Source organism: Chryseobacterium sp. SIMBA_029 (genome assembly GCF_046535275.1).
Taxonomy (GTDB): Bacteria; Bacteroidota; Bacteroidia; order Flavobacteriales; family Weeksellaceae; genus Chryseobacterium.
The window spans coordinates 25,255-37,851 of sequence record NZ_JAWRXA010000002.1 but is presented as its reverse complement, the minus strand read 5'-3'; the positions used below and the strand labels follow the sequence as shown (position 1 = coordinate 37,851).

General features: G+C 37.3%; 11 protein-coding genes. 3 read left to right on the top strand and 8 right to left on the bottom strand.

Going from position 1 to position 12,597, the window contains the following annotated elements; all coding sequences use genetic code 11:
• Positions 1-24: 24 nt before the first annotated feature.
• From SB679_RS03415 to hflX, 8 genes are all read right to left on the bottom strand, one after another.
• Positions 25-363 (bottom strand): DUF6122 family protein, encoded by a 339-nt coding sequence (locus SB679_RS03415; protein ID WP_410700820.1) that lies wholly within the window; start codon positions 361-363, stop codon positions 25-27.
• Positions 364-401: 38 nt separating this feature from the next.
• The gene (locus tag SB679_RS03410) at positions 402-1,631 is read right to left on the bottom strand and encodes a hypothetical protein (RefSeq protein ID WP_410700819.1); all 1,230 of its coding nucleotides are present in this window, start codon (positions 1,629-1,631) and stop codon (positions 402-404) included.
• Positions 1,632-1,634: 3 nt separating this feature from the next.
• Positions 1,635-3,692 (bottom strand): hypothetical protein, encoded by a 2,058-nt coding sequence (locus tag SB679_RS03405; RefSeq protein WP_410700818.1) that lies wholly within the window; start codon positions 3,690-3,692, stop codon positions 1,635-1,637.
• A gap of 9 nt (positions 3,693-3,701) precedes the next feature.
• Positions 3,702-4,370: a hypothetical protein gene (locus tag SB679_RS03400; protein WP_410700817.1), complete on the bottom strand. Its 669-nt coding sequence runs from the start codon at positions 4,368-4,370 to the stop codon at positions 3,702-3,704.
• A 103-nt stretch (positions 4,371-4,473) separates the two neighbouring features.
• A complete protein-coding gene (locus tag SB679_RS03395; RefSeq protein WP_410700816.1) occupies positions 4,474-5,196 on the bottom strand; it encodes a DNA alkylation repair protein in 723 nt (240 codons plus the stop codon).
• A 104-nt stretch (positions 5,197-5,300) separates the two neighbouring features.
• Complete coding sequence (locus SB679_RS03390; protein WP_410700815.1) at positions 5,301-6,587, bottom strand: cation:proton antiporter; 1,287 nt, start codon at positions 6,585-6,587, stop codon at positions 5,301-5,303.
• Between the two features lie 20 nt (positions 6,588-6,607).
• Positions 6,608-7,237, bottom strand: a complete 630-nt coding sequence (locus SB679_RS03385; RefSeq protein ID WP_410700814.1) for a DUF4919 domain-containing protein — start codon at positions 7,235-7,237, stop codon at positions 6,608-6,610.
• Positions 7,237-8,475, bottom strand: coding sequence for a GTPase HflX (hflX, locus tag SB679_RS03380; protein WP_034709804.1), 1,239 nt, complete (start codon positions 8,473-8,475; stop codon positions 7,237-7,239). The genes SB679_RS03385 and hflX overlap by 1 nt, the downstream gene beginning before the upstream one ends.
• A gap of 206 nt (positions 8,476-8,681) precedes the next feature.
• On the opposite strand from hflX, the gene SB679_RS03375 reads away from it, so the two are divergent.
• From SB679_RS03375 to SB679_RS03365, 3 genes are all read left to right on the top strand, one after another.
• Complete coding sequence (locus tag SB679_RS03375; RefSeq protein WP_410700813.1) at positions 8,682-9,389, top strand: LytR/AlgR family response regulator transcription factor; 708 nt, start codon at positions 8,682-8,684, stop codon at positions 9,387-9,389.
• A gap of 166 nt (positions 9,390-9,555) precedes the next feature.
• Positions 9,556-10,044 carry a T9SS type A sorting domain-containing protein gene (locus SB679_RS03370; protein ID WP_410700812.1) on the top strand — a complete coding sequence of 163 codons (489 nt, stop codon included), beginning with the start codon at positions 9,556-9,558 and terminating at the stop codon, positions 10,042-10,044.
• 5 nt (positions 10,045-10,049) lie between these two features.
• Positions 10,050-12,596, top strand: coding sequence for a beta strand repeat-containing protein (locus tag SB679_RS03365; protein WP_410700811.1), 2,547 nt, complete (start codon positions 10,050-10,052; stop codon positions 12,594-12,596).
• Position 12,597 lies beyond the last annotated feature (1 nt).

Here is a 12,597-nt window from a genome sequence, read left to right as displayed (position 1 = left end):
TCAAAAGAAAATATTAATAATATTTTAATGGTACCAGAAATTATAGTCTTGAAAATCAGTCAACATATGGAGCAAAAGTCCGATGCCAATAATTCTAATATTTCCTTTAAAAAACAACATCAAAAAATACACCGCAATAGCATAATATGAATGTAAAAAATGAAAACCTATACTTGCCCTGTTCGGATCGAAAATAGGATCTGCGAATAAATGATCAAGGTCTACCAGCATCGTTGCCAGCAGCATAAGATATACTTTTACCCAGTTTTTACGATAAAAAATCAATGCAATAAAAACAGGAAAAACCAAATGCAGGAAGTAATGAGTGCATTGTCTGAGTAATGCGATTTCTGAAAAGCTCATCAATAATTAATTAATTATTTAGGAATAAAATACTTTATTTACCACCGTAAAATTAAGGGTAATTTTTCTTTCTTTCCTTGTAATCTGATATAATAATCTTCGCCTTTATTACCGTAAAAAATATAGTCAATAGCAGAGAGGATTCCTTTGTTGATAAAGCTGGCAGATGATGATAGCAAAGCATCATTTTTAATGAAAATATAGTTCTCCCTTAAGTCTGGAGACAGTTGTATGGGATTTTTTGTAGATTCTATGACAATTCCCTCTTTATTTTTATAGATAGAATTGGGCTGGAAAGGAATGATTGTGAATTGATTTTGTGAATTGATCCATTTTTTATTTTGGAAATATTCCCAGGTCTTTTCAGGAGTTGGACTCTGAAGGCTGATCACATATTTAGGCTGAGTAATTTTTTGAAAAGTCTTTTTTTCAATTTCATTGAAATTATCATCGTATCCGTAGGTTACAATGGTATCATTCACCTGCTCCAGTTCAGCACTTGCTTTATAATGGGTGATTTCTGGTATATCACTGTTGCTTTTATTGAAAAAGGAAGTGAAACGCTTCACATTTTCAGCATCCAGTTCTATTTCTAAAAATCGTGCTTTCTGCTGTACTTTAGTAAGAAGAACGTTGAAAGCTTCTGTTTTTGAGGTATTTTTTATTTCAACTTCGTCATCTTTTAGCTCAACTGAAAAATTCTGAATCTTTTGTCCCGAAATGAAGGAAATACTTCCTGTGGTCCCTTCGATAAACTGATCGGCATTATACTTCTTTTTTGCAGAAGACTCTAAAAGCAGATGATGTATACTATCAAAATCCTGCTCAGAAGTCCCTACAATACAATGATCACCTTGTATGCTAAGAAAAATATGATCTTTTTGATAAAGGTTTTCGCCCTTATTTATGAATTTACATTTCTTTAAAAATGATAAGAATTTCTGATGATCATCAAGTTCTATGACGGTATACCAATGGGAGAAACCGGTATTTTTAAGGTGGAAAATCTGCAGGAAATCCGGGATTTTCACTCCGGCATCCCCTACAGAACTCCCTTCTTTTTCTGTTTTTTTTCCTTCAAACCATTGGGAAGGATGGGTGATAAAGCTGGAAATATATTGTCTCGTTAGCTTTTTCACATCTACCAAAGCCACAGCATCTGCATTTTCGGGGACAAATTGTAAGGTTTTGTCTTTATGAAAAAACACAAAATAACAGGCAATTGCAAGTACGAGAACTAACGGGACAATAATTTTTTTCCGGCTCATGTATTACAATGTTTTAAGCTCTTTTTTAGGCTCTTCCATAATTTTATAGATCTCGTCGAACACGTCGAAGAAATACATCAAACTGTTTTCTGAAGAGTCTTTGATGTTATAGTCAATTTCGGTCTCTATCCGGTCTCCTTTTGCCTCTGTTTTGTAATATACTTCACCAATATGTTTTCTTAAAACATCCAGCGTTTTTCTTTCTGAGGTACTTTTGAATTCTTTTTCAAGGCCGATCAGAAGTTTCTGAATATCAAATCTTCCGGTTAACGGATATTTCCCTGAATCTTTACCCCAATCTTTAGAGATTTCAGATTGAGGTTTAGGAAGAATGTTATCCGTTGAGGTAGTAAAGTATACAATTCCGTCTTTTACTGTAAAGAAAAGCTGATCAATATATCCTGCACTTTTTTCTTCTTTAAAAGTGTAAAAATCTCCTTTTTTTGAGAATGTTTTTGCTAATTTTTTATTGGTAGCCAGCACATTGAAAATATGGTTCCAGTATTTTTCATTTTCTGTAGCAAAGGCAAAAGTGAAATTAGGGACCATAACATCCTTGGTTTTCTTCACTTCTTTTTCATTATAATCAGCGTCGTAATCATAATCTGTATATTCTACTTTTTTGGATTTCAATTCGTTTAAAACAAAAATTCCATTTCCCGGTGCTATTTTAGCAATAGCTTCTTCATCCAGCACAATCTTCATCGTCTCCATCATCAGCTGCATTTCTTTTTCATACTCCCCTTCTCCTGTGTTATCCAACAGGCTGTACATCATATCAAAATATTTGCTGCCATTCACATTCATGGCATAATATCCAATGCTCTTATCGTTAATAAGTGCCATCAGTTTTTTGTTTTTCTTCCCTTTGTATATGGAAGAAATGTTTTTCTGAATTTCCGTATTTTTATGCTGATAGGTATTGACCAATTTTACTTTGTCTTTGTCAAAATATAAATTGTATGATGTGTTTGAATTGTATACTTTGTCGAAAAACTGATTGAAATCGTAACGCTTCATCATTCTTCCGTAAATTCCGTCTTTAACGATTTTCCCGTAATCCGTATATACAAAAACATCTGAATTGGGATCCCTGAAATTGAGCATTGTCTGAGGAACGTCAAGTTCTAAATTTGAATTGAAATAAGTTTCGAAGCGGTCTTCCGCAAATTTTTTCACGATCTTGAACTCCTCTATGCGCAAAGAATCCATTTCTTTCTGGTATGCTGTGTCTACAGGAAAGTCTTCATTTTCCGATTCTCCTTCTGTAACGGCAGGAGGCATTACCTCGGCATCATTTTCAGAATATTCCTTATCTGTTGTTTCTTTCTCCTCTTTTGGATATTCATGGTGCTTTTCCAGGTACTTGATATCTTTCTGGATTCTGGCAATTTCAGTGTTATTCTCTTTGATATTATCTTTTAGATATTTAATATCATCTTTCAGATTTTTGATCTCATCTTTGTAATTAAAAGGCAATTCCGGCTCATCGGCATATGCGGTATCCACTACAGCAGCAGCACTGTCTACAACCGCATAAGCACTGTCTACCACTACATCATCCTTCCAAAGATCTTTGTATGGTTTGTTATAGTTAACGACACTCAGAACTGCGCGGTTATCATTCCATGCCACAAAAGTATTATCTCCTATGTCTACGTAGGAATATTTGCTTTTCTTTGAAATTTCCAGTCCTTTCTTCTTGGTAGAATTAATGAATTCCAGAAATTTTTCTTTATTATCTAAAATAAAATGGGTGGTATATGTTTGTATGGAATCATTAAAGGTCGCGTAATGATATTGAGTCGCGTCATATTTAATTCCCGTTTTGGAATAGTCATTCCATGAAAATTTCTCTTTGCTTTTTTTGTCTTTTTTGGTGATCTCCTGTATAAAAGGATTCAGTTTTTCCCAATTGACTTTTTTATTGAGCTGCTTGCCGTTGATTTCCATATAGAAAGGAGCGTCGGTCGGAATTTTCATCTTTTGCTGTGCAGAAATAAGCACAAAACCTAAAAGCAAAAATGCAATTTGTTGTGTTTTTAATATAACAGATTTCATGGTGTAGGATTATTGGAATAGGATATTATTTTGTATTTGTTTTTTCTGAAGGATAAAATCTAAAACATTGGCTTCCAGTTTCAATGCTTTTTTATTGGGTGAAACTGAATAGGAGCTGTTGGTTTGAGAGTTTATCGTATTTTCAAACTGAAGGATAGAAGTATATTTGGCGTTTGTAAAGATTTCCCGGTCGGCCGTGCTCATCTTATCGTAATCGCTTTTGAAAGTATTTATTTTGTTTCTGGTGAATGATTTTTTTGCAAGGTTTTGGCTGTAAATCTGTGTAGGAATCATTTTTCCTACAATGTTTTTGGCCTTCAGCTGCTCTAATCCGGCATTGATGTTTTCAATTTTTTTGAAATTACAGCTTAGCTTGATAATGTAATTGTCAAAATCCATCGTTGTTTTCACATTGCTGATTCCGGGAGTTGCTTTGAAAATCCTGGCTGCTTCATTAATCTTACTTTCAATTTCTGATTTCTTGGGAACTTTTTTCCCGTTAACGGTCTCCATTTTAGAGATTGAAGCAAGCCTTGTTTTACTTTTGCTGGCATTCAGGATTACGGTATATTCGCCGGTTCCGTCAGCTTTAACATTCACTTTGTCTACAATATCAAAACAACTGGTTAATAGCAGTAAGAGAAAAAGCAGTACAAACTGCCTGAGAAAAGTTTTCATGATTTGAGTTTTAAAATGACAAAATTACTTAATTCTAGCTTTAAAATGCCTGCGTCATCAATTATTTTTTGAATTGCACCAAGCACAAGAAGAACTTCATTGTTTACACTCTTCCTTTAAGATAATCTTGTCTTAGGTCTTCATCCAATTTTTCAATGGCATACCTCAGACAGGTTCTGGGCATTTCTTTATAGTATTGATTGAGATAAGTAATCAGTTCGGTTTCATTTTTATTTCCCATTTCACGCAATAGCCAGCCGTTAGCCTTATGCATCAGATCATGGGTGTGTTTTAAATTGGCGGTCACAAATTCCTTTGTCAGCTCAAAAGATCCTTTTTTTATATAATGCATCGTCCCTACGACAGCAATTCTTTTATGCCACATTTCTTCAGAAGCAGAAAGTGTTCTCAAAAGCTCTTCTTTCTTATTCTCATACGCGTACCTGCCGAGAATTTTATAGCAGCTGGAATCTACAAGATCCCAATTGTTGACATACGGAAGATGGTTAAGGTAAAATTCAACGATTTCTTCTTTTGCTGATTTTTCTTTAGCCTTTTCAAACTTCGATATCAGCATAAACAAAGCGGTTAAGCGATGTTCATGGTATTTTGAAGAAAGTAGGATGCTCAGATCCTTCAATGATATTTTTGCATAATATTCTTTAGCCACAGCACGCTGATCCGGGACTTTTACCCCTAAAAACAGGTCGCCTTCACCATATTCTCCTTTTCCGGTTTTGAAGAACCTGGGAAAGAATGCTGCTTTTTCAGGAATTGATAAAACAGCGAGTGATTCTTGTATTTCTTTTACGATGGTATTTGTCATAGGGATACAAGTTTTATAATTAATGGTTTTTACTATAGCATAGATTCAGTATACGTTGAAAAATTCACCCTTTTCAAAATACTGACTGTCTAATTTTCAATTAATTATTTATGGTCTTCTAAAGCAACACTTTCTAACTCTCCTTCTTCCTCGGCAATTTTATTCGGGTTGGCTACTTTTGCAATCGTAAGTCCCTGAACAATAATAGAGAAAACAACCACACAATAGGTAATACTTAAAATGATATTACTGTATTCACTTTTAGGGATAGACATGGCCAACGCAATAGAAACTCCTCCTCTGATACCGCCCCAGAAAAGAACTTTTATCGTCTGAGGACTGAACCTCGTCCTGAATGACATGAATTTTGAAGGTCCCCAAATGGAAATAAAACGGGCAGCCAACACGACAAGAATCGCTATAAGCCCAGGAATGATGAAATGGTTTAAGTCTTTTATCATCAACAATTCAAAACCAATGAACAGGAATAATACGGCATTCAGAATTTCATCAATCAGTTCCCAGAATTTAATCAGGTAATCCTGTGTGATAGATTTCATTTTAAATCTTACATTGAAATTACCCATAAATAACCCGGCTGCTACCATGGTTAAAGGCCCTGAAATATGCATCTGTCTTGCGATAAGATATCCTCCCATTACGACAGAAAGCGTTACCAATACCGAAATAATATAATCATCCACCTCACGCATCAGCCTTGAAGTAATCCATCCTAGTAAAACACCTAACAGCAAACCGCCTCCGGCTTCTTTCATTAATAACAGTCCAATACTTTCAACGCCCAGATCCACTTCTTTTCCGACTGCCAGCTGCAATACTACGGTAAAAACCACTACCGCCATACCGTCATTAAAAAGAGATTCTCCGGCTACCTTTGTTTCCAGTGATTTGGATACTTTTGCCTGCTTCAGGATACTTAAAACAGCCACAGGATCTGTAGGTGAAATTAAGGCTCCAAAAACCAAACAGTAAATGAAAGGAAGGTGAACTCCCACCAGCGGTAATAAATAAAACATTCCAAATCCCACGATAAAGGTAGAGATCACTACTCCTGCAGTGGAAAATATAAGCACAGGCCGGAACTGTTCTTTAAGATCATCAATATTAATGTGAATTCCTCCTGCAAACAACAGGAAATTCAGCATAGCACCCATCAGAACTTCTGTGAAGTCGATGCTGTTCATTAATTGATTAAGATGTCCGAAAGTTCTTGGCAGTACCGCTTCTCCAAATAGAACCAGAAAAATAGAAACGATGATGGCAATCACCATGATCCCGATGGTATTCGGAAGCTTAAGAAATCTATGATTAAGGTATGCGAATATTGATGCTAATACGATTAACGCTGAAAATGAATAATATAACTCCACTAAGTTTTCTTTTTTTTAATTTATAAGTCTGTATAAAGTATTTTAATATATATTTTTTTGTCGTCTTTTTCCCAGATGTCAAGCATCCCCTTTTTAGAAGCTTTGGAGCTTCTTGTATACTCTTCTCCTATATTGAGAATGTTCAGAAGAATGTATTCATCCCCTACAGAATTAACTTGATAAGCTGTTTTCTCAGAAAGTCCGTCTCCGGAGCTTTTAATACCGTCTGTGAGTGCTCTGAACTGGCTCAGGTGATAGATCAAATTATTTCCGTCTTTTTGATCATCATAAGCCCGAAGTAAAATCAATAGAACGTCCAGATTGGTCGGGTCTTTTTCGTATAGAATTTTTCCCTGTGCTATACAGTCGGCAAAATTATTCTGTTTGAAAGCCTCAGCAAGATTTTTGAAACGTTCATCTGAAGCAGAAATTGTGTCTGTTCTGAAATTTCGTCCGTAGTACAGATAGCGCGATTCGGTACTGTCTAAGGATTTTGGATAAGCCTTATATTTAAAAATAAGCCTTTCATAATAGTAAGGGGACCGAGAATTAGTAAGGTCTTTCTCAATCCCCTTTATGTCAATTTTTGATTTCTGGCTGAATCCAAAAACAGAAAAAAAGATCAATAAAAGGGAAAAATGATATTTCATTAATCGTTCTTTTCCTCTTCTTGTGCTTCTTCTTCGTCATTATCGAAATATTCGAAAAGAAAATCATTGTAAGGGAATCTGGAAATATGGATCTTCATTACCTCATCGTAAATCATCCTTTTCATTTCCGGGAAATTTTCTTTTGTTAAAGCCGAAATAAATACCGTTGGATACTTAGATTTTCCCATCCAGGTATTCTGCCATTCTTCCAGAGAGATATTCTTTTTCGTAGATGGTGTAAGATCGTCCTCATCTTTTTTATCATAACTGAAATCATCAATCTTGTTAAAGACCATGATCATCGGTTTCTGATGAGCATTAATCTCCATCAGGGTATTATTTACAGATTCGATATGATCTTCAAAGCTTTCATGAGAAATATCCACCACATGGATTAAAAGATCTGCTTCACGAACCTCATCCAATGTAGATTTAAAAGATTCTACCAGCTGTGTCGGAAGTTTTCTGATAAATCCTACCGTATCGGTCAGCAAAAACGGAAGGTTTCCGATCACTACCTTTCTTACTGTGGTATCTAATGTTGCAAATAATTTATTTTCTGCAAAAACATCAGATTTGGAAAGGGCATTCATCAAAGTAGACTTTCCAACATTGGTATACCCTACCAAAGCAGCACGTACCACTTTCCCACGGTTGTTCCGTTGAGTAGCCATCTGCTTATCAATCGTTTTCAGTTTATCTTTTAACAGGGAAATCCGGTCACGGATAATACGACGGTCAGTCTCAATTTCCGTTTCACCGGGACCTCTCATCCCGATTCCTCCTTTTTGACGCTCCAGGTGAGTCCACATTCTTGTCAATCGGGGCAAAAGATATTGATACTGTGCCAATTCCACCTGAGTTCTTGCATAAGAGGTTTGTGCTCTTTGGGCAAAAATATCAAGGATAAGATTGGTTCTGTCCAGAATTTTAACTTCTATTTCTTTTTCAAGATTTTTAAGTTGGGAAGGTGATAATTCGTCATCAAAAATGACGGTCCCTATTTCATTTTCCTTTACGTATTCTTTTATTTCCTGAGCTTTTCCACTTCCAATAAATGTTTTGGAATCAGGCTGAGTTAGTTTTTGTGTAAAACGTTTTTGTACCGTTGCTCCTGCTGTGAAAGCCAAAAACTCCAATTCATCCATATATTCCGTAAGCTTGTCTTCATCCTGATTTTGTGTTATAACACCCACCAAAATGGCTTTCTCGTAATTATGTTCTTTCTTATCTAACATTAAGTTCTGTCTATGTTTGTGATTTTTACAAGTTACCATTTTCAGCAGAAAAAACAAAATCATTTTTTATTTAACCTTATATTTTAATATTAATTTAAGTTCATCATATTATTCTTTTGTGAAAAATTAATACCTTTATGTGGTAAATTTTTGATTGATAATCATTTAAAATTAAAAATTACGTAAAAACTAACATCCAGAAGATCATGATTCCTAATATTAGATGTATGGTTATTGATAATGACGAACTGGACAGGCTTGTCCTCCAACATTATCTTAAACTCTATGGAAATATAGAAATTGTCGCCTCATTTGATTCGGCCGAGAAAGCAGTTCCCTATCTGGAGCTTCCGATTGATCTCCTGATCATCGAAACCCACCTTACAGGAATGAGCGGAATGGAATTCAGGAAGCTGGCCCATAAAATTCCGGCATGTATTTTTGTAAGTTCCCATCCCGAATTAGCCGTCAATACTTTTGAGATCAATACATTGGATTTTATCACCAAGCCTTTAAAAGCAGAACGCTTTCATCATTCTATGCAAAAGCTTTTTGATTTTTTCAAAATGAAGGAAAAGTGCGATTGTTTTGATGCCATGGTTGGAAAAGACAGCATTAAAATAAAAGAAAACGGAAGCGTCTTTCACATTAAAATAGCCGATATTCTCTATCTGGAAGCATTAAAAGATTATACCCGGATTGTGACTTCTGAAAAGAAACACTGTATTCTGGACTCCCTCGGCAATCTTCTGCATAAAAGCTTCTTTGAATCTTTCGTAAGGATCCACCGAAGCTATGCCGTCCCTAAACATCTTATCCTAAGCAAAAATGCTCATGAAGTAGAACTGATCCACCAAATCAGGCTTCCTATCGGCAGAACTTATAAAGATAATCTCTCTTTTTTTGAATTATAGAACCTCCTGATTTTCAGCAAACTTAACACAACATGCTATTCGTCTATTTTTTATGCTGTTCGTCTATTTTCCAACGATCCGCTTCTGATATGTGGTAAATTAGTCTTCCTTAATTTTCATCCGAAAAAATGGAAACCACCAATTAATAACCACAAAACTACTGTACATGAAAAGAACATCTATTCACTGCTTCTTTCTCATTCTGTTCACCTTTTCCGTTAGTCTGCTGAATGCACAATCCGCAGTACTCACAACAGGAACGAATGCTTCAGGAGGCGCCGGCTCTGTTTCTTACAGCGTTGGACAGATTGCTTACCTATTTAAGGGAACCCCTCCACAAGTCATGGAAGGCATGCAGCAAGCTTATGAAATCACGACACTCGCAACTAATGAAAGCTCAGGCTCATCAAAGCAAGAAGGTATCTTATTATATCCTAATCCTTTCAAAGATGAACTGTATTTAGATTTTACAGTAAACAACTACAAGGATTCGGAATATCAATTATTCGATGCCCAAGGCAAACTAATCAAATCGGAAAAAATTCAGCAGTCTAAGTCTGAGTTTAACTTTTCGGCTCTTCCATCTGCCTTATACATCATCCGGATCACCAAGAACGGAGAAAACATCAAGACCTTTAAAATCATAAAAAAATAACTACCATGAAAAGAATATTATTAGCGTTGGGGATTATGCTGGGCCTATTTATGGGACTAGCACAGGCTCCGGAAAAAATGAGTTATCAGGCTCTCATGAGAAACGGCTCCGGCCAGCTGCTTACCAATCAAAGTATCGGAATACGGGTAAGTGTATTGCAAGGGTCTCCTGCCGGAACAGTTGTATATTCTGAAAGACTTACCGGAAACACGAATGCCAATGGACTGATAAGCCTTGAAATAGGTACAGGCACTGTCCTTTCGGGAACTTTTTCAACGATTAGCTGGCCAACCGGAAGCTATTATTTAAAAACAGAAACTGATCCGGCAGGAGGCACTAATTATACCATTACCGGAACCAGTCAATTATTAAGCGTTCCTTACGCTATGTATGCCAAATCAGCTGGAAGCTCAGGAGGAAGTTTTAGCATTCCCTATGTAAATACCGTTAATAATGCTGCCACTCTTTTTTCTTTAACAAATGATGGCGACGGTACTTCTTTGGAAGGAATCAATAGTACAACAACTTCCAGTATTGCAGCCGTTCGGGGTATTGTAAGTAATACCGCTCCTGGCGGTTTTTCTTCTGGTGTCCGGGGAATTAATAATGGTACCGGAGGTTTAGGCGTCGGAGTATGGGGAAGCCAAAACGGAAGCGGATGGGGAGTATATGGCGTTACTCCGGCTGGTATTGGAGTTTATGGTAATGCTTCAGGGGCCGGATATGGTGTTTATGCCAATAGCAATACAGGAACCGGACTTAACGCAACAAGCACAAACGGCATTGCAGCGAATATAGCTATATCTAATAATGCAAACAATAATAATGTTATTAATGCTTCAACATTAGGAAACGGAACAGTCGTTAATGTCTCCTCCTCCGGAACGGGAGCCGGAGTTTTAAGCTCCACAGGAAGCGGATTTGCCGTGCAGGGTATTACAAGCCAACAAACATCTGCCGGTATCGTAGGAGATAATAGCGGAAACGGTGAAGCCATCGTAGGAAGAACAACCAGTGGTATTGCAGGTGCTGTTGTGGGCCGAAATGACGGAGCGGGATATGGTGTGAGAGGATTTATAGCCACCAATACCGCAGGTACAGGTGTTGGTGTTTTCGGACAGGTAGGCCTTAGCAACAGTACAGGTCGTGCAGGAAGATTTGAAAATACGAATACGACGAATGACCGAAATGCTTTTGAGGTAGAAAGCAACGGAAATGGAAATATTCCAGATAATACTCAAGGAAATGCCTCTTCTTTTCTTGTCAACAATACAAACAGTGTTGCGGCAGCCGTACGCGGTGAAGTTAAAACCATTTTTGGAAACTTTGGTGCGGCGGGAATCTTTGGGGTTTCTTCAGGAACAGGAGGATTCGGCGGTCTTTTCTATTCTTCAAATATCAATGGAAATGGAGCTGCTTTAGTCGCATTAACTGATGGCAACGGAAATGCCATTACGGCTAATGCAGGAAAGAATGGCAATGCTATAGAAGCCAACGTAGATGGTACAGGGCGTGCCATGTATGGATGGGTTCCTTCATTCGGTACTGGTAAGGCTGCAGAGTTTCAAAATTTTAACGATGCCAATAATACAACTGTTGTCACTGTAAAAACGATTGGAAACGGTACAGGTGGAGATTTTCTTGTAGATAATGTATCAGGGACTTCGCCGGCCGTGCATGGTAAAGTAACTTCTCAGTTTGCAAACTTTGGTACTGCTGGTGTTTATGGTGAGTCTGCTGGTACAGGAGGTTTTGGAGGGTTATTTTATTCAAGTAATGCTTCCGGAAACGGACCTGCATTAATCGCTCTTACGGAAGGAAACGGAAATGGTATTACTGCCAATGCGGGAAAAAACGGAAATGGTATTGAATCATCCGCAGATGGTACGGGAAGTGCCGTGTACGGGTGGGTTCCCAATTTCGGTACAGGCAGAGCGGGGTTTTTCAGGAATTTTAACGCAGCCAACTCTGTACCGGTATTGTCTGTTACTAACGCAGGAACAGGAACGGGGCTCTTCATCAACCATACGGGGCCTTCCGGAAATATTGCAGTATATCAAAGTGCAACCTTAAACGTTGCCCGTATTGATAAAACCGGAAAAGGATTTTTTAATGGGGGGACACAAAGCAGCGGAGCCGACGTAGCGGAACTGTTTGATGTAGAAGGAAATACTTCTGAATATGAAACCGGCGATATCCTGGTTATTTCAACAGATTCTGACAGAACGGTAGAAAAGTCTTCAAAACCTTATTCCACTCTTGTTGCAGGAGTATACGCCACCAAGCCCGGAGTTCTTTTAACGGAAGAAAATATTGATTCCGAACTGACTGATAAGGTTCCTATGGGCGTAATCGGTGTAATTCCTACTAAGGTTTGCCTGGAAGGAGGTGTTATAAAAAGAGGTGATCTCCTGGTAACCTCATCACAATCCGGAGTCGCAATGAAAGGTAACAGTAAAAAAATAAAAATAGGACAGGTGATCGGAAAAGCCCTCCAGGACTATAACCAACCCGAAACCGGAAAAATAAAAGTACTTGTAAACATTAAATAAA

What these genes read in the sequence shown, in the direction of transcription:
- SB679_RS03415 (WP_410700820.1), bottom strand. Translation starts at nt 363, where the DNA reads ATGAGCTTTTCAGAAATCGCATTACTCAGACAATGCACTCATTACTTC.
- SB679_RS03410 (WP_410700819.1), bottom strand. Translation starts at nt 1,631, where the DNA reads ATGAGCCGGAAAAAAATTATTGTCCCGTTAGTTCTCGTACTTGCAATT.
- SB679_RS03405 (WP_410700818.1), bottom strand. Translation starts at nt 3,692, where the DNA reads ATGAAATCTGTTATATTAAAAACACAACAAATTGCATTTTTGCTTTTA.
- SB679_RS03400 (WP_410700817.1), bottom strand. Translation starts at nt 4,370, where the DNA reads ATGAAAACTTTTCTCAGGCAGTTTGTACTGCTTTTTCTCTTACTGCTA.
- SB679_RS03395 (WP_410700816.1), bottom strand. Translation starts at nt 5,196, where the DNA reads ATGACAAATACCATCGTAAAAGAAATACAAGAATCACTCGCTGTTTTA.
- SB679_RS03385 (WP_410700814.1), bottom strand. Translation starts at nt 7,237, where the DNA reads ATGAAATATCATTTTTCCCTTTTATTGATCTTTTTTTCTGTTTTTGGA.
- hflX (WP_034709804.1), bottom strand. Translation starts at nt 8,475, where the DNA reads ATGTTAGATAAGAAAGAACATAATTACGAGAAAGCCATTTTGGTGGGT.
- SB679_RS03375 (WP_410700813.1), top strand. Translation starts at nt 8,682, where the DNA reads ATGATTCCTAATATTAGATGTATGGTTATTGATAATGACGAACTGGAC.
- SB679_RS03370 (WP_410700812.1), top strand. Translation starts at nt 9,556, where the DNA reads ATGAAAAGAACATCTATTCACTGCTTCTTTCTCATTCTGTTCACCTTT.
- SB679_RS03365 (WP_410700811.1), top strand. Translation starts at nt 10,050, where the DNA reads ATGAAAAGAATATTATTAGCGTTGGGGATTATGCTGGGCCTATTTATG.